The 21,741-nt window shown below is 64.1% G+C and carries 20 protein-coding genes; 10 read left to right on the top strand and 10 right to left on the bottom strand.

The features are described 5' to 3' along the window. Nucleotides 1–29 precede the first annotated feature (29 nt). Complete coding sequence (locus tag ACQR1B_RS32470) at nucleotides 30–314, top strand: hypothetical protein (protein WP_434836859.1); 285 nt, start codon at nucleotides 30–32, stop codon at nucleotides 312–314. A 42-nt stretch (nucleotides 315–356) separates the two neighbouring features. Here ACQR1B_RS32470 and ACQR1B_RS32465 read toward each other — a convergent pair whose 3' ends face one another. Continuing rightward, nucleotides 357–2,012 carry a M6 family metalloprotease domain-containing protein gene (locus ACQR1B_RS32465; protein WP_434836860.1) on the bottom strand — a complete coding sequence of 552 codons (1,656 nt, stop codon included), beginning with the start codon at nucleotides 2,010–2,012 and terminating at the stop codon, nucleotides 357–359. 157 nt (nucleotides 2,013–2,169) lie between these two features. On the opposite strand from ACQR1B_RS32465, the gene ACQR1B_RS32460 reads away from it, so the two are divergent. The 3 genes from ACQR1B_RS32460 to ACQR1B_RS32450 all read left to right on the top strand — a co-directional run bounded on the left by ACQR1B_RS32460 (nucleotide 2,170) and on the right by ACQR1B_RS32450 (nucleotide 6,131). Beyond that, on the top strand, nucleotides 2,170–2,337 hold the full coding sequence (locus ACQR1B_RS32460; protein WP_434836861.1) for a type II toxin-antitoxin system RelE/ParE family toxin: 168 nt from the start codon (nucleotides 2,170–2,172) through the stop codon (nucleotides 2,335–2,337). Nucleotides 2,338–3,314: 977 nt separating this feature from the next. Continuing rightward, nucleotides 3,315–3,995, top strand: a complete 681-nt coding sequence (locus tag ACQR1B_RS32455; RefSeq protein ID WP_434836862.1) for a hypothetical protein — start codon at nucleotides 3,315–3,317, stop codon at nucleotides 3,993–3,995. A 72-nt stretch (nucleotides 3,996–4,067) separates the two neighbouring features. Beyond that, nucleotides 4,068–6,131: a methyl-accepting chemotaxis protein gene (locus tag ACQR1B_RS32450; RefSeq protein ID WP_434836863.1), complete on the top strand. Its 2,064-nt coding sequence runs from the start codon at nucleotides 4,068–4,070 to the stop codon at nucleotides 6,129–6,131. 310 nt (nucleotides 6,132–6,441) lie between these two features. On the opposite strand, the gene ACQR1B_RS32445 is transcribed toward ACQR1B_RS32450, so the two are convergent. From ACQR1B_RS32445 to ACQR1B_RS32415, 7 genes are all read right to left on the bottom strand, one after another. Beyond that, complete coding sequence (locus tag ACQR1B_RS32445) at nucleotides 6,442–6,687, bottom strand: DUF2798 domain-containing protein (protein ID WP_434836864.1); 246 nt, start codon at nucleotides 6,685–6,687, stop codon at nucleotides 6,442–6,444. Between the two features lie 130 nt (nucleotides 6,688–6,817). Beyond that, a complete protein-coding gene (nhaA, locus tag ACQR1B_RS32440) occupies nucleotides 6,818–7,981 on the bottom strand; it encodes a Na+/H+ antiporter NhaA (RefSeq protein ID WP_434836900.1) in 1,164 nt (387 codons plus the stop codon). Between the two features lie 288 nt (nucleotides 7,982–8,269). Then, nucleotides 8,270–8,704, bottom strand: a complete 435-nt coding sequence (locus tag ACQR1B_RS32435) for a DUF4174 domain-containing protein (protein WP_434836865.1) — start codon at nucleotides 8,702–8,704, stop codon at nucleotides 8,270–8,272. Between the two features lie 154 nt (nucleotides 8,705–8,858). Then, complete coding sequence (locus tag ACQR1B_RS32430; RefSeq protein WP_434836901.1) at nucleotides 8,859–9,356, bottom strand: nucleoside deaminase; 498 nt, start codon at nucleotides 9,354–9,356, stop codon at nucleotides 8,859–8,861. A gap of 110 nt (nucleotides 9,357–9,466) precedes the next feature. Then, a complete protein-coding gene (locus ACQR1B_RS32425; protein WP_434836866.1) occupies nucleotides 9,467–9,889 on the bottom strand; it encodes a ferritin-like domain-containing protein in 423 nt (140 codons plus the stop codon). 706 nt (nucleotides 9,890–10,595) lie between these two features. Then, a complete protein-coding gene (locus ACQR1B_RS32420) occupies nucleotides 10,596–11,621 on the bottom strand; it encodes an alpha/beta fold hydrolase (protein WP_434836867.1) in 1,026 nt (341 codons plus the stop codon). Between the two features lie 176 nt (nucleotides 11,622–11,797). Continuing rightward, complete coding sequence (locus tag ACQR1B_RS32415) at nucleotides 11,798–12,748, bottom strand: alpha/beta fold hydrolase (RefSeq protein WP_434836868.1); 951 nt, start codon at nucleotides 12,746–12,748, stop codon at nucleotides 11,798–11,800. 78 nt (nucleotides 12,749–12,826) lie between these two features. On the opposite strand from ACQR1B_RS32415, the gene ACQR1B_RS32410 reads away from it, so the two are divergent. Beyond that, the gene (locus ACQR1B_RS32410) at nucleotides 12,827–13,432 is read left to right on the top strand and encodes a TetR/AcrR family transcriptional regulator (protein ID WP_434836869.1); all 606 of its coding nucleotides are present in this window, start codon (nucleotides 12,827–12,829) and stop codon (nucleotides 13,430–13,432) included. A gap of 465 nt (nucleotides 13,433–13,897) precedes the next feature. Here ACQR1B_RS32410 and ACQR1B_RS32405 read toward each other — a convergent pair whose 3' ends face one another. Next, nucleotides 13,898–14,584, bottom strand: coding sequence for a TetR/AcrR family transcriptional regulator (locus ACQR1B_RS32405; protein WP_434836902.1), 687 nt, complete (start codon nucleotides 14,582–14,584; stop codon nucleotides 13,898–13,900). Between the two features lie 110 nt (nucleotides 14,585–14,694). Here ACQR1B_RS32405 and ACQR1B_RS32400 point away from each other — a divergent pair, with 110 nt between their 5' ends. Together ACQR1B_RS32400 and ACQR1B_RS32395 are read left to right on the top strand one after the other, a co-directional pair. Then, nucleotides 14,695–15,087: a RidA family protein gene (locus ACQR1B_RS32400; protein ID WP_434836870.1), complete on the top strand. Its 393-nt coding sequence runs from the start codon at nucleotides 14,695–14,697 to the stop codon at nucleotides 15,085–15,087. 189 nt (nucleotides 15,088–15,276) lie between these two features. Further along, nucleotides 15,277–15,462 carry a hypothetical protein gene (locus ACQR1B_RS32395; protein WP_434836871.1) on the top strand — a complete coding sequence of 62 codons (186 nt, stop codon included), beginning with the start codon at nucleotides 15,277–15,279 and terminating at the stop codon, nucleotides 15,460–15,462. A 180-nt stretch (nucleotides 15,463–15,642) separates the two neighbouring features. Here the strand turns inward: ACQR1B_RS32395 and ACQR1B_RS32390 are convergent, their stop codons facing one another. After that, nucleotides 15,643–15,954: a heterodisulfide reductase-related iron-sulfur binding cluster gene (locus ACQR1B_RS32390; protein WP_434875147.1), complete on the bottom strand. Its 312-nt coding sequence runs from the start codon at nucleotides 15,952–15,954 to the stop codon at nucleotides 15,643–15,645. Here ACQR1B_RS32390 and ACQR1B_RS32385 point away from each other — a divergent pair. The 3 genes from ACQR1B_RS32385 to ACQR1B_RS32375 all read left to right on the top strand — a co-directional run bounded on the left by ACQR1B_RS32385 (nucleotide 15,875) and on the right by ACQR1B_RS32375 (nucleotide 21,648). Continuing rightward, nucleotides 15,875–19,237 carry a DEAD/DEAH box helicase gene (locus ACQR1B_RS32385; RefSeq protein WP_434836873.1) on the top strand — a complete coding sequence of 1,121 codons (3,363 nt, stop codon included), beginning with the start codon at nucleotides 15,875–15,877 and terminating at the stop codon, nucleotides 19,235–19,237. The genes ACQR1B_RS32390 and ACQR1B_RS32385 overlap by 80 nt on opposite strands. 166 nt (nucleotides 19,238–19,403) lie before the next feature. Continuing rightward, nucleotides 19,404–20,459: a sugar phosphate isomerase/epimerase family protein gene (locus tag ACQR1B_RS32380; protein WP_434836874.1), complete on the top strand. Its 1,056-nt coding sequence runs from the start codon at nucleotides 19,404–19,406 to the stop codon at nucleotides 20,457–20,459. Between the two features lie 13 nt (nucleotides 20,460–20,472). Beyond that, nucleotides 20,473–21,648 carry a Gfo/Idh/MocA family protein gene (locus ACQR1B_RS32375; protein WP_434836875.1) on the top strand — a complete coding sequence of 392 codons (1,176 nt, stop codon included), beginning with the start codon at nucleotides 20,473–20,475 and terminating at the stop codon, nucleotides 21,646–21,648. The last annotated feature ends 93 nt before the right edge of the window (nucleotides 21,649–21,741 follow it).

The following is a 21,741-nucleotide window of genomic DNA, read 5'->3' as shown; positions in this document are numbered from 1 at the left end:
TTGCCGAACAGAAGCAGGAGGGGGGTGCGATGCAGATCAAGCCCAACAAGACCATTCTCCAGGGAAAGGTGAGCAGGGTGGAGCGATCAGCCGACGGCTGGGGCGCGAATGTCGACATTTCGGTCGACAAGAGCACGGCAGCGGAGGGTTATTCTGATTTCGTGCAAGCGAAGCCCGGCTCCACCGTGACGGTCTTTACGGCGGAGCCGGAAGCGGTCGAAGTCGGAAAAGACTATACCTTGACGACCTCGGTGCTCGGCGGGCCCCGAGGCGAGCGGGTGGTCGTCGAAAGTGTAGACGCTCCGAAAAAATAGTGCGTGCCGAACTCGTTCGATCGCTGTCTGCCTTTGCAGAACTCAGACCTTGACGCTCAGCTGAATGACGTCATTGACCTCCTTGATCTTGGATAGCGCGACGCCGCTGGTCGTGCCGTCGTTCTTTCGCGTGTGCGGGTGGACGGTGCCCTTATCGTCCAGCTTGACCACGCCTGCGGATCCCGGAAAAGTATCGCCGGGATCTCCCGAATTCTTGTTGAATTCGAGTTCGCGTTTTCCGTCCGCCTGCACCAGCGCAACTTTATAGGCGAGGGGATTGGTGTTGTCGGATTGGGTCTCGTCGATATGCCAAACCGCGAGACCGTGGCCGGGAAGTTTGGCGTCGCGTCCCTTTTGCTGCCGGTTCTCGATCAGGAAATACTCCTTGGATGCCTTGCCTTTCGTCCATAGCCGGTAGCACGCCGTCTTGTCGGCCTCGAGGGCTTTGAGCGAAAGGTTGCCGGCCGCGGTGATGTTCTTCGGTTTGATCCATCCGAGCGTCGACAGGCACCATGCGGACATCCGCGCGGGTTGATCCCCTGCGCCGTTCCATGACCCTCCGGCCATCAGGCACCAGTTCCCGATCCCGCGGCTGCGATAACTCGTATCATACAAATCCGGCAGTCCGAGGAAGTGGCCGAATTCGTGAGAGAAGACTCCGAGCTTGCCGTCTTCGGGAGCGGTGAAATAGGCGTACGCCTTGACGCCGTTGTTCGTGAAAGCCGAAGGAAGCGTCCATTTGTGCGACCAGATCATGTCCTTGCGTTTCGCCGGGTTCGGCTCCGCCTCGGCACCACCGCCGGCATGGACCAGGAACAGACCGTCGATGAATCCGTCGCCATTGGAATCGAATGGCGCCAGCGAGTTGTTCTGGCAATATTTCTGCAGAATCTCCTGCAGCAGTCCGGGAGTGTTCTTCGGGAAATTGTTGCCCGTTCCGCTTTGACCGTCGACGTAGTGGCCGTACGGATTGGCGGCGCGAATCCAGTCCGTCACCTGTCCCGTCACCGTCAGATTGCCGAACGACATCTCCTTGTAGAAAGTCGTCATCGAGTTCGGCTTGTTTTTATTGAACAGCAGATCCTGGTAGTGGGTGGGTTTTGTTTTTCCGACATTGTCGGAAAAGTCGACGAGCAGGACGAGGCAGTTGAGCGTGACGCCCCCGCTCGTCGGCGCCAGCGAAACACGGGCGGCCGGCCGCCGGCCGTCATCGCTGGCTGACAGCATTGGGCCTTCTTCGCCGGTCGGCGGGTAGATCACGCCGTCGTTGAAGCCGGTTCGCCCAATGGCGGGAATGTTGAGCATCCCGGCCATCGTTGCGATACGCGCGTCGGCAGTGGAGAGGATCGAATTCTCCGCGATCTGGGCCTGAATATTCTTGAGTACCTTCGGGTGGGCGACGCAGGCGGTGGGGCCGCTATCATAGTCTTCGCCGGGATTTCCATTCCGGCAACCGCACGTCCGCAATGTCATGACACCCTCCGTGATTGAAAACGCCTCAACAAATACTAAAAAGAATAGCTGCCAAATGCGCCAACGTAAAGTTGTGTGCGGGCAAAATAAGACTGAATGACGACGTTCGGCGCTCTGACGCGGATCTGTCGCCAGGCGCAGGTCCATTTCCGAAGGCATGGTTGCCGGTAAAATGATATCGCGCCAGTCACGAAACGAGATTGCGAGCACAGCGTAGCCGCGCATTTGCGGTGAACACGACGGGGGGGAGAGTTCGCGGCGGATTTCTATTTGAAGTGCGACACCCCGTACATATGTCGAGGGTGAGCATGGGACGCCACTACAGCCAATTGAGCGCGACGGAGCGTAACGATCTTCAGGGGGGCGAAGAAGGCATCCCGCCGTGCCGATCGAGCTGATCTGGTCCAATCAGGCGCGGGCCGATCTGATCGATATCTATTTGCTGATCGGGATCGAGCAGCCGGCGGCCGCCGAACGCTATCTCGATCGTATCGAGGCGAAAGTCGAGCTGTTGAGATCGCAGCCGGCGCATCGGCGGCCGCCGGAATAAGCTGTTTCGGTCGTCAGTCCAACTGATCACCTGCCCGACGGGCAATCCGCGCATGCCCAGTATGCGCCAACTGCCCGTCGTGCCAGTTTGTCGCAAACTAATGACTTGCCTTGTCGGGCAAATCACCCTCACATTTCCGCGCATCCCGGCTCGCTGAAGAGGGACGTTTCGCGATCGTCACGAGCGTCGAGCAGGGGAAGCGACGGGCGCGTTGCTCTGCAGCCGGGTGTCACAGCCCGTGCCGACGAACGGAGCGATGCGACGGCGAAGTGGTGTGGTCCTGGCATCGCGGTGCTGATGCCAAGCCGGTGGTGATGATGATCCGCCGGTGACGGGGGCAAGACAGCCGATCCCCGGGGAGAGCGCCTATAAGTCGTCAAACCGTCGCGCAGGGAAGGCTGGATATTGGGCTGAACCTGTGTTTCTGCCGCGTGCTTTTTGCTGCACGCGGACCGCTTGTATCAGTCGATACCCGGTCTTCCCTGCGCCTCTTCGTCGGACGAAGAGGTTCACTTGAGGACACAGCTCGGGTGGAAGTCGCCGCGAGATCGCGAAGCCATGCCTGCTGTTGAAGCGTGCAGAACGCGCGTCGCATGATGCTCCGCGCCGGCGTTGCACAGGAGTAGACGTCGCCGACGTGCTGGTCGATCAGAAGGATCACTCGACGAGTGAGACCATTTCGAAGTTTGAGCAGTTTTGCAGACACGTTCGAAAGAGAGATGTCGCTCGCGCTCGCCGTTTACCTGATCAGGTCATGCGTTATTTCGGCGGCAGGGCTGATGATCGTCGGCGATGCATCAGGCATGCGTTCGCAAATGACGTGCCATGCGCTCTCACCACTGCGGTGGAGCCGTCACTTAAGCGTGTCTTAAAGGGTATCCTGATAGTCTCACCAGCGGCTCAACTCAATGGGACGACAAGGCGACAAGATGCGGAATGCGATGGGACGGCGTCAGTTTTTGTGCGGGTGTTGCGCGATGCTTGGCGCCCAGGTGATTGGCGCTGCCACGCTGCCGGGACGCGCGAATGCGGCAGGCGAGCCTGAGATCGTTCCGATCGAATTCGCGAGCTTCCACGATCAGACCTTCAAGAACGAATATCTGCAGTTCATGAACGTCACGATCCCGGCCGGCGGAATGGCGGCCTACCACAGTCATTTCAGGGATTTCGCGCAGGTCTATCTGGCCGTCTCGAATGCGGAGGGGACGCCGCTCGGCGGCAAGCCGCTGATCGTTCCACGCAAGGTCGGGGAGGTCCTGTTCACCAACTATACTAAGAAGCCGGGCGTCCATCAGGTCGTCAACGTGGGCGACGGTGACTTTCGGATCGCGGGCTTCGAGCTGTTCGATTCCGCGCCGGGCCGCTTCACGCCGGCCGCTCGTCCCGAGCCCTACGTCACGGTCATGGACAATCATCGGGTTCAGGCCTGGCGACTGATTCTGAAGCCCGGCGAAACCGCGCCGGCGATGCATCAGGCCGCCCCGGGCGTGCGGATCGTGGTGCAGGGTGGCGAACTCATCGAGGGTCGCGAGGGCAAGCCCGACCACAAGCTCAATTTGAAGTTCGGTGATTTCGCCTGGCAGGACATCGGGCCGGCGCGGACGATCCGGAATACGGGCAAGTCGACGATCGAGATGGTGGAATTCGAATTGAAGTAGGGCGGGGCCTTTCGCGCGAGAGCGCTCGGTGCGCCCTCGCGCTTGATTGTCATGGGAATGAGGAGTGGGGACGTGTCCATCAAGCGGACGGGAATTGCCATCGCGGCGCTGATGTCGGGCGTCATCGTCCTGACATCGGGCCTTCAACTCAGCGAGCGCTTGGGCGCCTATCAAAATGCCATCGCGGCGCACGCTCTCGAGACGCGGCTGGCGGCCGGCTTCGAGGCGGTGGGAGCACTGACCGTCGAACGCGGTCCCGTCAATCGCGCCTTGATCGGCAAGTCTCCGGCGGATGGCGCGGTGCTGAAGGAGTTCGCCGACAATCGCCGAAGCAGCGACGGGGCTCTGGAGAAGCTCGCTGTGCTCGCGCGTGGTGACGCCGACCTGACGCAGCGCGTCAAGGCGGCCGCGGCGAAGATCGCCGCCGTACGCGACGAAGCGGCGGCCAACTGGACCAAGCCGCTGGCCGAGCGCGGAAGCGGCATCGCCGTCAAGGCGATGCGCGACTACGCCGATGCGATGGTGAGCCTGAACCAGTTGCTCGAAAGCGGCATCAAGGAGACGATGCGGCTGAGCACCACGGCCGGCAACCTGCTCGACGTCGCCCAGAAGGGCTGGGTGATCCGGCAGACGGCAGGTCAGGTGTCGCTGCTGATTTCGGGGCTGGTCACGGCGGGCCGCCCGGCCACGGCGGCGGAACGGGACGAACTGAACTTCGCGAATGGTCAGATGGCGCGGCTGTGGGCCGAGATCCTCGATCGCGGCGACGATGCGCATGCGCCCAAGGCGACACGCGCGAGCGTCGGCGAGGCGCGTGAGCGTTATTTCGGCGCGGACAAGACGCTGCGCGAAGCGCTGATCAAGGCCGCCTCCAACGCGACGCCTTATGAGGTGTCGATCGACGACTGGCGCAGGCAGGCGACGATCGCCAACGCGTCGCTGTTGGGCATTCGCGACGCCGCCTTGCGCGATGCGCAGGCCGTCGCCGAGCAGGACGAGTCCGACGGGCTCAAGGGCATCCTGTTCGCGGGTGCCGCCATCCTGTTCGTGCTGGGCTTGTCGGCGGCGTCGTCCCTCCTGTTGGTGCGCCATCTGCTCAACCCGATCGCGAAGCTGTCGGAGGTGATGACCCGGCTTGCCCGCAATGAGGAGGCCGAGGTGCCGTTCGCGCTCCGCAAGGACGAGATCGGCGGCATGGCTCAGTCCGTGCAGGTCTTCAAGGAGGCCATGCTCACCACCAACCGGCTGGCCGGCGAACAGGCCGCCGAGCGCGTCATCAAGGAAAAGCGCGCGACGCGTCTCGAAGGCCTGGTGCGCGATTTCGAGGCCAAGGCGGGCGCCATGGTGGCGCAACTGGCCTCGGGCGCGACCGAACTGGAAACGACGGCGCGCTCGATGTCCTCAACCGCGACGCAGACCAAGGGGCAGGCGGCCACGGTTGCCGCCGCGGCCGAGGAGGCGAGCATTGGCGCCAGCACGGTCGCCTCCGCGGCCGAGGAACTGACGGCCTCGATCACCGAGATCAGCCGCCAGGTCGCGCAGTCCTCGACGATCACCGGCCGGGCCGTGGCGGATGCGCAGCGCACCGACAAGATCGTGCGGACCTTGGCGGAGGGCGCCGAGAAGATCGGTGAGGTCGTTACCCTGATCCAGGCGATCGCCGCCCAGACCAATCTGCTCGCGCTGAACGCGACCATCGAGGCGGCGCGGGCAGGCGAAGCCGGGCGCGGCTTCGCGGTGGTCGCCTCCGAGGTGAAGATGCTGGCAACCCAGACGGCGTCGGCGACGGCGGATATCGGGGCGCAGATCTCGCAGATCCAGGCCGCCACCAAGGAGGCCGTCGACGCGATCCGCGGCATTGCCGGGACCATCGAGGAGGTCTCATCGATCTCAAACGCAATCGCTGCGGCCGTCGAGGCGCAGGGTGTGGCGACTGAGGAGATCGCCCGCAACGTTCAGCAGACCTCGCATTCGGTCAAGGACGTGACGGCGACGATCAGCGGCGTGAGCAAGGCGGCGACCGAAACCGGCATCGCCGCGAGCGAGGTGCTGAACGCGGCGGACGGACTGTCGCGACAGGCCGAGCAACTGACGACCGAGGTCGGCAGCTTCGTCGAGGAGGTCCGCGCCGCCTGATCGCGGCGGCCCGGGGTGTCTTGCACGACCGGCTGAACCTGTGGTTCTGCCGCGTGCCTACTTGCCGCGCGGGGACTGCTTGTATCAGTCGATACCCGGTGTTCCCTGCGCCTCTTCTTCGGAAGGAGAGGTGGATCGAAAAGCAAAGCTCGGGCGCATGCGGCCGCGAGATGGCTCAGCCATGCCTGCTGTTTGAAACGTGGAGAGATGTATTGGTGACGATGTCCCGCGCCGGCGTTGCTAAAGGGCCTCGTGTTCAGCACGTGATGGGGCGATGTTTGGACCTGTCAGTGCGAACCCTAGGCCGATTTTACTTCGGGTCTGGCTGCTCATCGCGCGTCAGGACGACAGCCAGCGATCTGATGACGGGCGCGGCTACGACGACGATCGGCAACATCGTGGCCCAGGCCATCAGCCACGACGACATCCAGTTATGAGCGAAGTCGCCCATCGCAAAGGATGGCAGACTGGCTATGCCAGCGGCGACGAAGCAGGTCAGTCCGGACTGAATGGCTGCAAAGACGAAGTGGCTGTAGCGACGGGGAATGCCGAGCATGGCGGGCCTCCTCGCAGAAACCAAGGCAAGAGTCGGGCCAGGAACGCTCCGGTGTCGGGAGGCCTTCTCGGCGCAGCATGGTGGCTGTGCGAAGATCCCAGGAACACCTGCCGACGCGGCGGGCCAGACTTCACATCGTCCGTTCGGCGGCTTTGCCCTTTCCAGGGAAACTCAGCAGCGCCATGCCGAACAGGCCCGACAGCAGCGAGCCAAGCAGGACGCCGACCTTGACCTCGTTCTGAAGGGCTTCGGCACCGGGAAATGCCAGCAATCCGATGAAGAGACTCATCGTGAAGCCGATGCCGCAGAGGACCGCGATGCCGTAGACTTGGCGCCAGTCGGCCCCTTCGGGCAGGCGCGCCAGCCGAAGACGTATCGCAAGCCACGTTGCGGCAAAGATGCCGCTCTGCTTGCCGACGAACAGGCCCGCGATGATGCCGAGGGTCACGGGTTGCTTCAGGACATCCCAGCTCATCCCGGTCAGAGAGACGCCGGCATTGGCAAACGCGAAGATGGGCAGGATCGCGAAAGCCACCCAGGGGTGGATCGTGTGCTCGAGCGTGAGGAGGGGCGAGTGCCTGGCCGGGGAGGCCGGAATTGTCCAGGCCAGCGCGACACCTGCGAGCGTGGCGTGGATGCCCGACTTCAGCGTGAAGATCCAGAGCACGGCACCGAGCACGAGGTAGGCCGAGAGCCTCGCGACGCCGGTCTGATTCAAGACGACCAACACGGCCAGAACGACTCCTGCCGCGGCGAGCCATCCGAGCGAGAGGTGATCCGTGTAGAACACCGCAATGACGGTGACGGCGCCGAGGTCGTCCAGAATGGCCAGCGCGGTCAGGAATATCTTGAGAGAGCTCGGCACGCGAGAGCCGAGCAGGGCCAGCGCCCCGAGTGCAAACGCGATGTCCGTGGCGGTCGGGATTGCCCATCCGCGAAAGGTCTCCGCGGTGTTCAGGTTGAAGCCGATGTAGACGAGCGCAGGAACAACCATCCCGCCGGTTGCTGCAAATGCCGGCAACACCCGCCGCGGCCAGGTCGAGAGCTGCCCACTCAGGAACTCCCGCTTGATCTCGAGTCCGACGAGCAGGAAGAACACGGCCATCAGAGCGTCGTTGATCCAATGAAGGATCGAAAGTCCGGCAACGTAGCGTTGGAGCGAAGCGAAGTAGAATTCTGAAGCCGGAGTATTGGCGACGATCAGCGCAGCGGTGGCGGAAATCATCAGGATGATGCCAGCGCCGGCCTGGCTCGCGACGAGGCGATGGAACGCAGAGGGCAATGAACGTGACATCGTGTCTTGTATGGGACGCCGAGCAGGCAATCAAATCATGCCGGCGCGACGAGATGCGGCCAATTGTTGCGCCTCGATGCCGGCGATGCTGTGGAGGTGCATCGGGCGGTGTCCTTGTAGACAATGCTTCCGCTTGGGGCGCGAGCATTTGTGACGACGGTGTGCTCCGGCTTCACCGGACCGCCGGGGCCTTGCTCAGCCCGACCACATTGGTTGCACAAAACGATGATCGTTGTTGCCGCGCCTCGTCTGGCCAGCTCGCCCCAGGGCCCAGCCGCGCGCCACCTGTCACCGCGACTTCTCCGACCTCGCCCGCCGCATCTCGTCCTGTCGCATCGGCATCGCGTCCACGCGCTTGAACAAGTCGTCGGCTGAGATCGGCGTCTCCGAGGCAAGCGCAGCGTGCCCGTCCTTGCCGATCAGGGTGACCTTGAAGCGGCGGCCGTCGGTGCCGAGGGCAGAGCGGAGCTCGCGGGAGAGCGCGCTGTCGTCGACGGCTTCGCGCAGAATGATCTGGCGCTCCGACATGCCGGCTTTGGCTGCGTGAAAGATCCGGCGTTGCTGCTGCGCTGCGGCGTCGTCGGGGCCGGTCACCACCAGGATGCGGTGCGTCCACCGGTAAAGGGCGAGCGGAGAGGCTGAACTCGGGGTCGGCAGGGTGATGGCTCCCAGCAGGGCGATGGCTCCCAGGCGGATCGCCGTCGTGAGCAGAGGTCGTCGCATGCAGCAGATCTCCTGGTGGCGCGTTCAACTCAACGTCGTCGGCGACGAGCTGGATCAGCAGGCTTCGTTCCGGCACGGGGCCCGAATGGTCGGCGAGATCAGACGACGCGGATCGTAGCCCGCCACGCGGTCGAGGTGTGACGATGTCGCCGGCCTACCTGTTGCCCTGCTCCTCGATCGGGACGTCGTCCCAGGGGCGGTAATACAGCTTGCTGCACGCCTCGCGCAGAACGCCGCCCTCGATCGTGAGGTCGTCGCGATAGGCCTTCTCGACGAATTTCAGCGTGTCGACATGCCTGGCTTCGAAGTACATCTGGTGCACGTCCTCGCGGCCGGCGCCGAACACGATGCGGCCGACCTTGCTCCAGATCGAGGCCATCGTGCACATGCCGCAGGGTTGCAGGGTGGTGTAGAGCGTGGCGCCGCGCAGCTCGCCATTGTCGAAGCCGCGTCCGGCCGCACGGATGGCCTCGATCTCGGCATGGGCCGTGGCGTCATGCTTGTCGGCCACGTGATTGCGGTCGGCCGCGATGATCTCGGAGCCCAGCACGATGACGCAGCCGATTGGCGACAGCGCCGGATCGGCGCCATCCTGCGTTGCGACCTTGATCGCCTCCTGCATGAAGTGTTCGTCGGTCTTCAGGTTCGGCACGGTGAACATCCTGACGGTGGCGTCTGCGGTCAACGACGATGGCCGGGCTGCGGCGAAAGCCATCGTCGGCAGGGCAATGGCTCGATTTAGGCCTGGCATGGACCAGGCGCTCAGGTTTCGAGCTGCTTCATTTCCGCGATCTTCGTCAGCAAGGTCCCGCGCTGCCGGCGCAGCGTTGCCGTGATCGCGGGATCGCCGGCGCAGTCCTTCAGCGCGTCGTCATAGTCGGCCACGATCTGCTCCTCGCCGCTGACGAAGGACGAGAGCGCATTGGTGCCAAGGCCGGTCACCGCGGCGCGCACGCTGATGACGGTCTCGTGGACGGTGGACATGAACGATCCGGAATCGTCCGGTGTCTCGCCCAACCGGGTCAGCGCGTCATGCAGCTCCGCATGATCTCTCTCCTTCAAGGAGATCATCTCGGCAAAGAGCGACTTGAGCGCGGGCGTGTCGGCATCCTTGGCCGCTTCCTGATAGCCGTTGCGGGCATCAACCAGTGCAGTATGCAATGTCTTCAGGCTGTCAGCGGTCATGGTCGTCTCACCGTGTTGCTGTGTTGCATGGGGAGATTGCGACCACGACAATCCGCGTTGGCCGGCTTTGTTCCGGAGCGCGATGCGGCTGGGCCAGGCATGGTGCGGCAGACGATCTGTCCGACGGGCCATCCACGCATGCCCTGCATGCGCCAACTGCCCGTCGTGCCAGTTTGTCGCGGACGTATCGCTCGCAGCGTCGGGCACGCTGATGCCAAGCCGGCGGTGATGATCCGCTGGCGATGGGGGCAAGACAGCCGATCCCCGGAGAGAGCGCTTATAATTCGTCAACCGTCGCGCAGGGAAGGCCGGAGATTGGGCTGAACTTGTGGTTCTGCCGCGTGCTTATTCGTTGCACATGGACCACGGGTATCAGCCGATACGCGGTCTTCCCTGCGCCTCTTCTTTCCGAAAGGAGAGGTCGAACGGATGCAAAGCTCGGGCGCCGCGAGATGGCTCAGTTATGTCCGCTGTTTGAAACCGGGAAAGCCGGCCGTGTGATGTCCCGTGCCGGCGTTTCGCAGGGGCGCCAGAACGTCGTCGACGGGTTGGTCGATCCGGATCGTCATTATTTGGGAGTCGAACAGCCATGCGTCCGAGTTTGGAAGATAAGCTATTCTCGCTCGCCACCTCCCTGATCAGGCCAGCGTCATTATGATCTTTCGAACAGCGCGGCCGAGCGGCGGATCTCGCCGTGCGACAGGGACTATTCGCGACCGTGTTGCGCAAGGAACGAGATCAGCGTCTCCACAACAGCTTCGGGCGCTTGCTCAGGAAGCAAATGGCCACCGTCAATATCGACCTCCCGAACATCATCAGCCCACCGCCGCCATACGGTCCCAGGGGTCAGCACGTCGTCGTGACCTCGGTCCGCGACGAGGCGTTGGTGCCGGGGCCAGAGCACCAGCACCGGGCAGGCAATCTTTCGTCCCGCTCGTCTGTCAGCAGCATCATGCTGGACGTCGATATCGTAGGCTGCGCGATAATCCTTGATGATGGCCCTGCGAACCGAAGCTTTGGCGAACGCTTCGCGGTAGTCGGCGACGGCGATCTGATGCAGCGAGGAGAGGCCGTGCGCCATGTGGTCCAGCGTGTCGTCCAGAAAGGCATCGGGATCGGCTGCCAGAAGACGCTCCGGGAGGTCGCCGGGCTGCGCGAAGAGAAACCAGTGAAATGCCCGTTTCGCGAATTCGCGGTCGACGGCAGGCCAGACGTCGAGGGTCGGAACCACCGCGATCGAGCAATAGGCTGTGACCTGCTGAGGAAAGTCGAGCGCCAGGCGGTATCCCACACGCGCGCCGCGATCATGCCCGACAACCGCGAAACGCCGATGTCCAAGGGATTGCATCAGCGAAACAAGCTCTGTTGCGACGTCGCGCTTGGCCCAAGCCCCATCATTGCGGACCAGGCTTCGCCCATAGCCGGGGAGGTCCGGAGCGACGATCGAGAAGCGCTGTGCCAGCGCCGGAGCCACAGCATGCCACGTTGCATGCGTCTCGGGGTAGCCGTGCAGCAGCAGCACCGGTGGACCGTCGCCGCCCATGACGCCCGCGAAGTGCACGCCAGTGGTGGTGTGATCCAAGCGAGAAAATCCCTCGAACAAGCTATTGGTCGGAAGGACGCTCATAATCGTCTCCGTGCAGGCATGAGTGATCCGGATGGATTGCTGTTCTGAGCATTGCCGCTGCGTGATGGCAACGCCTGCGATGCAGATGAGCGAGCCGGCGACCACGGCGGGGGTCACAATGTATAGGGTGCAACGCGCGCTATCGAACATCGCGACATGGTGGCGTATTGCGGTCCCCTCAGGAAGACAGGAGCACGGCACAGGCCATTTCCAGCAGAGACATGAGATTTCCTTCCGAAGCTCTCACCTGCCAGGCTCCGTGCATGTGAAGCGCGTGTCGATCACGCCTTGTTCGCCGCGGTGACGAAAGCGGCAAGTTCTCGCCCAAAACGGGCTGGCTCCTCGTAGAACGGACTGTGCCCGCTCTGAGCAAATACGGACAAACGGCTTTCCGGCTTGAGCGATCGGATGCGCTCGGACATGGCTTGGCGAACGAGGCGGTCGTGGGCGCCGTGCGTCAACAGGATGGGACCGCTGTAGTTCGCGAAAGCCGGCTCCAGATCGGTCGTGGAGGTTCGGAGGAAGCCTTCATATGCCGCGGACGGCGTCATGCCGTTGACGACAAGCATCTCCTGCAATGCCGCGCCGGTCGGTGGCTGGTGGAAGCAGGCTCCGAGGAAATCCGCCGTTGCGGCGACCCGCTCCGCCAGATCGTGCGAGGTCGTGCTCCGGGAGAACTCACCCGCGAGCGGCGTGAGCAGGTCGGGCGACAATCTGGTGACGGCATCGACCAGGTTGATGCCGGCGATTCCGGCGCCGCCGTTCTTGCGGAGATGCGCACCAGCAACGTACCCACCGAGCGACCAGCCGACGAGGACGGGGCGGCGCAGTTTCGACGCCGCGATCACGGCTGCGACATCGTCCGCCCATCGATCGGAATCCGAGTAGGCGTCGAGAGCAGCCGGCTTGTCGGAGTCGCCATGCCCGCGCAGATCGAAACGAACCATTCGGAAGCCGGCCAGCACCGGATCGCGGAACTGCTTGTCCCAACTCAGCCGGCTTTGACGCAGACCATGGATGAACAGGATTTCGGGCGCGGCGGGGTCGCCTTTCGCTTCGGCAGCGAGCATCGCACCGTCGCTCGAGCGTGCGGAGAACAATTCACGGTTGGTGCGGGGGAGTACCTCCTGGTTGGTCGATCCCTGTCCTTGAGCCAGGACGTCGTGCGGCCGCACGGCCTCAGCCCCCAGCGCAGCGGCAGCGAACAAGAAGTGACGACGGGTCTGGCCCATGAAAGCGCTCCATGTTGTTTAGCGTTCGCTATTCAACTCGGTTGACGACCAGTGTCAAGCTATAGTTTAGTGATCGCTATGGAACAGAACGGAAAGTCGCGCGGTGGACGGCCTTGGAGCTTCGACCGCGACGGCGCGATCGAAACGGCCATGCTGCTGTTCTGGCAGCATGGCTATGAAGGCGTCTCGGTGGGCGATCTCACCAAGGCAATCGGGGTTGCGCCGCCGAGTCTCTACGCAGCCTTTGGCAGCAAGGCCGGCCTCTATCAGCTGGCGATGGCCCGGTATGAAGAGACAATGGGCTGCCTCGATGAGGCAGCCATCGCATCGGCAGAGTCGCTGCCGGCAGCGGTGCGGTGGTTGCTTGAAGGGGCGGTGAGGAATGTCACGCAACGTCCGCATGAACGCGGATGCATGATATCGAGCGGCCTCGTTGCCTGTCATCCTGATCACGCCGCCTTGGCGCAAGATGCCGCCGCCCGGCGCGAAGCGCTGCGCGCAAGGATCGCGCAGGCCCTGTCATCCTTTGCAGAGCACGATCAGATCCAGCGATTGGCCCGACATCTGGCTGCCGTCATGCAGGGAATTTCGATCCAGGCCCGCGACGGCGTCACGCTGTCGGAACTCGGTGTCATCGTCGATGAGGTCGTTGCGGGCGTCGCGGCGCGCTTCCCCGGAAATTGAGCGGAGCTGTGCTTGCGCGCATTGGAGCGGCCGGTCGCGCAAGGCAAACGTGCACTCGCATCATCGAAGTCATCCAAGCCATGACACCTCGATCGCCGATTGCCAGATATTGGCAGATCGTGACGTCACGATCAGCGTGAGCAGGCCGGGCAACCCTATCGACAACGCTAAGGCCGAAAGCTTCATGAAGACGCTCAAGGCCGACGAGGTCAACCAGCGAGGCATTCTCCGACATCAGAGACACGCCTCGCCGGATCGAAAGCTTCATCGCAGACGTCTACATAAGAACCGATCGCTTCTTGGGTTCGAAGCCGCGTTCGCGCAAGACAAGGCACGGTAACACGTCGTGGCAACCGCACTGTCACTGAGATTATCGTGTCTCACTTGAGGGGTGGAGTGCAGCACACTCAATGAGCTTCGCGACCTGCCGCGACCTCCCGCTTGCCGCTCGTCCGGCGACGCGGCTCAGTCGCCTCGCCGTCGATCGGTCGCAACGGGCTGTCGCGGCCTTCTGCTGACCGTTGCGCTCCGTCGGACGCATAGAAAGCCCTCCGCCATCATGCGGAAGGCGTCGACGGCTTTGGGCAGGGTGGATTGCGGATCGTCGCTGGCGGCGACCCAAAGGGCTGCGTTCAGAGCGGCGCCACAGAGCAGGCGGGCGGCGGCCTCGATGTCGGTGCGCTTCATGACGCCGTCGGCGATCAATGTCGCGACCGCCTGCTTGGTGGCCTCCAGACATTCGTTCTGGCTGGGCCAGTGCGAGGGATCGCCGAGGAAGGCGGGTCCATCGAGCAGCACGATCCGTCGCACCTCCGGATCCAGCGCCATCGCGATATAGGCCGCTCCTTCCGCCAGCAGACGGTCCCAGTCATCGCCCGCATCGGCGCTGGCCAGTTGTGCGCGGGCGGCCATCTCACCGTCGACCTGCGCCACCACGGCTGCGAGCAGGCCGGTCTTGTCGCCGAAATGGTGGTAGAGCGCGCCGCGCGTCAGACCGACCGATGCCGTCAGTTCGTCCATCGACGCCGCCGCGAAGCCTTCGGAGGCGAACGCTTTGCGGCCCGCGGCAATCAGCTTGGCGCGGTTCTCCTCCATCGTTTCCGAGCGACGACGTGCAGCCACAACCCACCCCTCCAGAAGTGCCGGAACCATATCAGTTGACATACGTTGCGTATATGAAAATAATATACGTCGCGTATGTGAACTGCGTGGTCGGCATTCTTCATCGGCTCCGCGGTGCAACGCTCAACAGGAGAATTCCCATGGCCCAGCGCGACGCCGTTTTCCCCGCAGGTCGGCACGACCTTTACGCATCCCATGCCTACTCCGCGGCGGTCCGCTCAGGCGATCTCCTGTTTGTGTCGGGGCAGGTCGGCAGCCGCAGCGACGGCTCGCCGGAGCCGGACTTCGAAGCCCAGGTCCGGCTGGCCTTCGCCAATCTCGAGGCCACGCTGCAGGCGGGGGGATGCGGGCTCGACGACATCGTCGACGTCACCAGCTTTCACACCGATCCCGAAAACCAGTTTGGCACGATCATGACCGTCAAGAGCGAGGTCTTCCCGCGTGCGCCTTATCCGAACTGGACCGCCATCGGCGTCAACTGGCTGGCGGGGTTCGACTTCGAGATCAAGGTGATCGCGCGGATTCCCGCCTGACGCGATCGGGTGCTTGAAGCGGTGCCGGCTACGAATGTGGGCGCGGTCGCCGATCGTCGCTCGCAACTCGCTGCCCAGTTCCGCCCGGCGCCCGCGACGATGGCGTCACATCTTTCGTCGTGCCGAGCGGTCATGACGATGCCGGGGAGGGGCGAACGCCACGCACGGCACAGGCCCTGCAGGCCATAGATGCGTCCGAGAAACGGAAAACGGCGTGCCTGTTGGCGTCCGCGCCAGCACGCCGTCATCGTCGATGCCGAGGACGACAACGTGCGCAGCTTCTACGAACGTGAAAGCGTTCTGCCGCTGCCGGATCATCCGATGAAGCTGTTTCGCCTGACGGCGGATAGCCGCCGTCTATTCGATGAAAAATGACTGGCGTGTTCCAGCGCTTCCCGCGTTGCCCCGCTCAGCGCGGACCTGCAACGCAGGCTGGGGCATTCACGTCCTTCTTCGTGCTGACATCGACGTGGATGGCTGAGACAAGCCCAGTCACTGCCCGTCGTGCCGGTTTGTCGCAAGCTCATCACTTGCATCGCAGCATCAGGCGCGCCCTCATGGTGTCGCAAGCCTCAATCGCAGACCTGCAATCGCGATGACCTCACTCCCGGAATGCGCGTCGACGTTGATGTGAACAGCGCCGCAACATCTGGATGCTCGGCGCGGCGGCAGCAGCTCGCATGCAAGTCGGTTGGAAAGAATGCGCATGGCCGTGCGTTGGTGCGCCGGCTGATGCCGGACGGTGACACACGCCGGTCGCGAGGCCAATAGGGTCGTGGAGGTCGAGATGTTGGTGTCCCCCTCAACGACCGAATGCGCTAAACCTGATCCAGATTCGCCGGGACGCCCCCGGCGATCGCCAATCACGCATGAGACGATCTCTTTGTCCTCCGTTCTTCGCACCTCCCGCGTCCCGGCGCAGCGCAAGGCGCCTTCAGCAAAACATACGGCCACACCGAAGAAGGCTGGTTCGCGCAAGACGACCGCCGTCGCGTCCAAGAAGGCCGTGGTTCCCAGGCCCGGCGTGTCCTCCTCGTCGCCGCTCGGTCTGCTCGCGCTGCACCTCGTGACTCAGTGGCAGGATTCGGGCCGAAGCGGTGTCGTCTTCCTCGCCGAGAACGAACGCAGAGGCGAGCGGTTGGGGTCGATCATCCAGGTGCTCGAGCCTGCGTGTGACGTGCTCGTCTACCCGCGGCTGGATACGCTGCCCTTCGATCTGCTCGAGCCGTCGCGCGACATCGCCGGCCGGCGGAGCTCCGTGCTGCGGCGTCTTGCGAGCGCGAAGAAGCCGATCCTGCTGATCACCACGGCGGAAGCGATGATGGAGCGCCTGCCGTCGCCGACTGACTGGTCGCGGATCGGCATGCTGCTTCGGGTCGGCGACGCCTATTCGGAACAGGATCTCGAGGCCCGTCTGGAGCGCCTCGGATATGACCTGGACGACAGCCCGGATTATCCCGGCGGCGCGCTGTTTCACGGCAATACGTTCGAGATCTTTCCCGCCGGTGCGACCGGTCCATTCAGGATCGAGCATTCCGGCGGCAAGCTGAGGCGGATCGCGAGCTTCAATCCGATGGATCAGGAGGTGATTGCCGAGTTCAGGGAGCTCCAGATCGATCCGATGTCCGAGCGGCTCGCGGTCAAGGACCGGGCGCGGAGCAAATCCGACCTGTTCGACTATTGCGCACGGGCCAAGTGGATCGCCGACACCGCGGTGCCGAAACATGCGGACATCTGGCTGACCACGATCGAGGACGCCGCGGCCCGCGCGGAGCGTGACCGCGCCTATCTGAGCCGCCGCGAATGGGACCTGGCGGCGAAGAAAATCGCTTTGCTGCCCCCGACGGCGCCCTATCGGGGGATCCCGGAATTCTTCAAGGAGGCCGCGCCCCGAAAGGCGCTGCGCGCCTTCATCGAGGACGCTCGGCAAAGTGATGCGCGCGTGCTGTTCGTTGCTGCGGTCGAGAGCGATCTGCGTCTCATGGCCCGGATGAGCGGCGTCAGGGCCGAAGGCGTTGCTGATTGGGCGGAAGCGACCGCGCGGGGCCGGCGGGAAGCTGCCTTGCTGGCAGGTTTCGACGCCGGCTTCGTCGTTCCCGGACGAAAGCTCGTGGTCATCACCGCGTCCGACGTCCTCGGCAGCAGGGCGCATCAGCCGCAACCGACGAACTGGGCCTGGACGCAAGGCTTCGACGCGGTCGGTCTGCCGGAGCTCGGCTCCGTCGTCGTGCATCTGCAGCGCGGATTGGCGCGCCTTGGCGGCTTGCGGTCGATGGGGAGTGGAGGCGTCACCGCCTGTGAAATGGTCAGGCTGGTGTTTGCCGGAAACGATGCCGTTCTCGTGCCGCTTGCCGAGCTCGCCTTGATCTGGCCGTACGCCGCCGAGCTCGGAGACATGTCGCTGGACAAGGCCGACGGCAGCTCATGGCGGCCACGGCGCGCCGCGGCCGAGACCGAAATCCATGTCGTAGCCAAGGCGCTCGCCAAGCAGCGGAGCCAGCGCCTGCGGCGGCCGGCGCCGAAGCTCGTGCCGCGTCCGGCCGCCTATGAGAAGTTCGTCGCGCGCTTTCCCTATTTCACCACCCCGGATCAGGCCATGGCCATCCGCGACGTCCTCGACGATCTTGCATCGGGGCACCCGATGGACCGGATCGTCTGCGGTGACGTCGGCTTCGGCAAGACCGAGGTGGCGCTGCGCGCAGCCGCGGCCACCGTGCTGGCGGGGAAGCAGGTCGCCATCGTCGTCCCGACGACGGTGTTGGCGCGACAGCATGTCGAGACGTTCCGCAAGCGCTTTGCGGCGCTCGGCGTCGAGGTCGGAAATCTGTCGCGCGTCGCGTCGACGGCCGAGGCGCGCAAGGTGCGCGACGGCTTGAAGAGCGGAGAGCTCAAGGTCGTCGTCGGGACATTGTCGCTGACCTCCAAGGACGTCAAGTTCGCCGATCTCGGCCTGATCATCATCGATGAGGAGCAGCATTTCGGGGCCGCCGAGAAGGCCATGCTGTCGAGCCTCAACAAGAACGGCCACAGGCTCTGGATGAGCGCGACGCCGATCCCCCGCACGCTGGCGGCCGGCCTGACCGGCCTTCGGGATCTCAGCGTGATCGCAACCCCGCCGGTTCATCGTGTCCCGGTCGTGACCAAGGTGGCGCCGCTGTCGGACATCGCGATCGCCGCCGCACTGACGCGCGAGCACAGGCGCAACGGACAGAGTTTCCTGATCTGCCCGCGGATCCAGGACCTCGAGCCGATGCAGGCCAGGATCCACGCGCTGGCGCCTGACCTGCGCATCATCACGATCCATGGCAGGCTGCCCGCCGATGACATCGACGAGCGGTTGATGACATTCGTCGAGGGCCAGGCCGATGTGCTGCTGGCGACGAACATCGTCGAAAGCGGTCTCGACATCCCGCGTGCCAACACCATCGTCGTGTGCTGGCCGGAACGATTTGGCCTGTCGCAGCTGCATCAGCTGCGCGGGCGCGTCGGGCGTGGCGGCATCAGGGCGTTCGCGCATTTTCTGACGGAAGGCGGCTCCGACCGCTCGGAGAAGCGGCTGTCCGTGATCGAGGAGCTGAACCGCCCCGGCGCAGGTTTTGCGATCAGTGCACGCGATCTCGATCTGCGCGGCGGCGGCGACATGCTGTCGGACCGGCAGTCCGGCCACATGCAGGTGTTCGGCCCGACTCTGTATGGACACCTGCTGACGCTCGCCCTGGAGGGCGATCGGGACGGGATGTCGGCGCTCTGGGTCCCGGAGCTGAACCTGCCGATCTCCGGACTGCTGCCTCCGGACTATGTGCAGTCCGAAGCGATCCGGCTGGAGATCTATGCGCGCGCCGCCAGGTGCCGGGATGACGACGAGCTGGAGGAGCTCGAAGATGAAACGCAGCGTCGCTTCGGGGCGCTGCCGCCGGCGGCCGGCAATTTCTTTGCGCTCGCCAGGCTCAGGGTGAATTGCAGGGAGCGCGGGATCATGCGGCTCGATGTCGGGCCGGAGGCGATTGCCGCGACGCTGCTCACGGGGAGACCCCGGAAGTCATCGTCGCGGCTGCTGCAGCGCGATGGCAATCGCGTGATCTTTGCCGGACCGAGCAGTGAGCCCGTCTTGAGCAGGGTCGAAAAGTTTCTCGATCTCCTGGACGAATGAGGGCGCGGGGCGCGCAGCCGCGGTGACGAAAATGGGTGGCGAAAATTCCGGTGGTCTGGTCCGACCGTCCGGGTAAGATACGCGGTGAGGAAACGCAGAATGCCCGGCACAGACCGGGCCTGTTAAGCACGTCCAGCAAGCCAATCCACGGAAGAGGGAGCATGCGATGAGGATGATCAAGGGGCCGGGACTCTTCCTGGCGCAGTTCGCTGCGGATACGGCGCCGTTCAACTCGTTCGACAAGATCTGCGAATGGGCGGCCTCGCTCGGTTACGAGGGCGTTCAGATCCCGACCTGGGATGGCAGGCTGTTCGACCTCCACAAGGCCTCGGAGTCGCAGGACTATGCCGATGAGATCAAGGGCATCGCGGCGCGCCATGGACTGGAAATCACCGAGCTCTCGACCCATCTGCAGGGCCAGCTCGTGGCCGTTCACCCGGCCTATGATGCGGCGTTCGACGGTTTTGCCGCGCCCGAGGTGCGCGGCAATCCAACTGCGCGCACCAGCTGGGCCGTCGACCAGGTCAAGCGCGCGATCGTGGCGTCCAGGCGCCTCGGGCTCACCGCGCATGCGACCTTCTCCGGTGCGCTGGCCTGGCCCTACATCTATCCGTGGCCGCAGCGGCCGCCCGGGCTGATCGAGGCGGCGTTCGACGAACTCGCGAGGCGTTGGCGGCCGATTCTCGATCATGCGGACGAGAACGGCGTCGATCTCGCCTATGAAATCCACCCGGGCGAGGACCTGCACGACGGCGTTTCTTACGAGATGTTCCTGCAGCGGGTGAACAATCACAGGCGGGCAAATCTGCTCTACGATCCCTCGCATTTCGTGCTTCAGCAGCTCGACTACCTCGCCTACATCGACATCTATCACCAGCGCATCAAGGCCTTCCACGTCAAGGACGCCGAGTTCAATCCGACCGGGCGCCAGGGCGTCTATGGCGGGTTTCAGAGCTGGGTCGACCGCGCCGGCCGCTTCCGCTCGCTCGGCGACGGCCAGGTCGATTTCGGCGCGATCTTCTCGAAGCTCACGCAATATGACTATGCGAGCTGGGCGGTGCTCGAATGGGAATGTGCGATCAAGCATCCCGAACAGGGCGCGCAGGAGGGCGCGGAGTTCATCAAAAGCCATATCATTCGCGTGACCGAGAAGGCGTTCGACGATTTCGCCGGCTCGGGCGCCGACGACATGGCCAACCGCAAGATGCTGGGCCTGTCCTGAGCGGAGACCGGAAATGGCGATCGAGGCAAGCAACGAAGCCGGTCGGCAGGCCCGCATCCGGCTCGGAATGGTCGGCGGCGGACAGGGCGCCTTCATCGGTGCGGTCCATCGCATCGCGGCACGCATCGACGACCAGTTCGAGCTGGTGGCCGGTGCGCTGGCGTCCGATCCGGGTCGCGCAATGGCCTCGGCGAAGGAGCTTGGCTTGGCCTCCGATCGCGCCTATGGCTCCTTCGAGGAGATGGCGAAGGCCGAAGCGGCGCGGGCTGATGGCATCGAGGCGGTTGCGATCGTCACGCCCAACCACATGCATGCGCCGATCGCGAAGGCTTTCCTCCAGGCGGGCATCCACGTCATCTGCGACAAGCCGCTGACGACGACCGTGGCCGACGCCGAGGAGCTGGTGGCGCTGGTGAAGGCGACGGGCAGGGTGTTCGTCGTGACGCACAACTACACCGGCTATCCGATGGTGCGACAGGCGAGGGCCATGGTCGCAAACGGCGAGCTCGGCGACATCAGGCTGGTGCAGGCCGAATATCTTCAGGACTGGCTGACCGAGCGGCTGGAGACGAGCAACCAGAAGCAGGCGGCGTGGCGCACGGATCCGGCCCGCTCCGGCGCCGGCGGCTGCATCGGCGATATCGGCACGCATGCCTACAATCTGGCCTGCTTCGTCAGCGGGCTCGAGCTCGACGAGCTGCTCGCCGAGCTCTCGACCTTCGTCGAGGGACGGCGCCTCGATGATGATGTCCAGATCCTGCTGAAGTGGAAGGGCGGCGCCAAGGGCATGCTCTGGGCGAGCCAGGTCGCGGTCGGCAACGAGAATGGCCTCACGCTGCGGATCTATGGCAGCAAGGGCGGACTCGAATGGGCCCAGGAGAATCCGAACCAGCTCTGGTTCACGCCGCATGGCCGGCCCAAGCAGCTCCTGACCCGCGGCGGCGCCGGCGCCATCGGCGCGGCGGCCCGCGTCACGCGCATTCCCTCAGGCCACCCCGAGGGCTACCTCGAAGGCTTCGCAACGATCTACGCCGAGGCCGCCCGCGCCATCCACGCGGCGCGCGCCGGCGGGAAACCCGATCCCGCCGTCCTGTTCCCGACCGTCGAGGACGGCCTCGCAGGCGTAAAGTTCATCGATGCCGCCGTGAAATCCTCAGCCGGGAAGGGCGTATGGGTCCGCATGAGGTGAGCGGCATCATTACGGTGGCATCATTACGGTGACAGTGCTGGACTGCACCCCTCAAGTGAGACACGATAATCTCAGTGACAGTGCGGTTGCCAC

Source organism: Bradyrhizobium oligotrophicum, assembly GCF_051168495.1.
Lineage (GTDB): Bacteria > Pseudomonadota > Alphaproteobacteria > Rhizobiales > Xanthobacteraceae > Bradyrhizobium > Bradyrhizobium oligotrophicum_A.
This window is presented reverse-complemented; position numbering and strand designations above follow the sequence as displayed.

Bases quoted from the DNA above. Each gene is read 5' to 3' on its own strand.
- nhaA (WP_434836900.1), bottom strand. From the start codon at position 7,981: ATGTCACGTTCATTGCCCTCTGCGTTCCATCGCCTCGTCGCGAGCCAG.
- ACQR1B_RS32400 (WP_434836870.1), top strand. From the start codon at position 14,695: ATGGCCCAGCGCGACGCCGTTTTCCCCGCAGGTCGGCACGACCTTTAC.
- ACQR1B_RS32410 (WP_434836869.1), top strand. From the start codon at position 12,827: ATGGAACAGAACGGAAAGTCGCGCGGTGGACGGCCTTGGAGCTTCGAC.
- ACQR1B_RS32445 (WP_434836864.1), bottom strand. From the start codon at position 6,687: ATGCTCGGCATTCCCCGTCGCTACAGCCACTTCGTCTTTGCAGCCATT.
- ACQR1B_RS32375 (WP_434836875.1), top strand. From the start codon at position 20,473: ATGGCGATCGAGGCAAGCAACGAAGCCGGTCGGCAGGCCCGCATCCGG.
- ACQR1B_RS32395 (WP_434836871.1), top strand. From the start codon at position 15,277: ATGCGTCCGAGAAACGGAAAACGGCGTGCCTGTTGGCGTCCGCGCCAG.
- ACQR1B_RS32465 (WP_434836860.1), bottom strand. From the start codon at position 2,012: ATGCGCGGCTACGCTGTGCTCGCAATCTCGTTTCGTGACTGGCGCGAT.
- ACQR1B_RS32435 (WP_434836865.1), bottom strand. From the start codon at position 8,704: ATGCGACGACCTCTGCTCACGACGGCGATCCGCCTGGGAGCCATCGCC.
- ACQR1B_RS32455 (WP_434836862.1), top strand. From the start codon at position 3,315: ATGCTTGGCGCCCAGGTGATTGGCGCTGCCACGCTGCCGGGACGCGCG.
- ACQR1B_RS32470 (WP_434836859.1), top strand. From the start codon at position 30: ATGCAGATCAAGCCCAACAAGACCATTCTCCAGGGAAAGGTGAGCAGG.
- ACQR1B_RS32405 (WP_434836902.1), bottom strand. From the start codon at position 14,584: ATGGTTCCGGCACTTCTGGAGGGGTGGGTTGTGGCTGCACGTCGTCGC.
- ACQR1B_RS32415 (WP_434836868.1), bottom strand. From the start codon at position 12,748: ATGGGCCAGACCCGTCGTCACTTCTTGTTCGCTGCCGCTGCGCTGGGG.
- ACQR1B_RS32425 (WP_434836866.1), bottom strand. From the start codon at position 9,889: ATGACCGCTGACAGCCTGAAGACATTGCATACTGCACTGGTTGATGCC.
- ACQR1B_RS32380 (WP_434836874.1), top strand. From the start codon at position 19,404: ATGAGGATGATCAAGGGGCCGGGACTCTTCCTGGCGCAGTTCGCTGCG.
- ACQR1B_RS32385 (WP_434836873.1), top strand. From the start codon at position 15,875: ATGTTGGTGTCCCCCTCAACGACCGAATGCGCTAAACCTGATCCAGAT.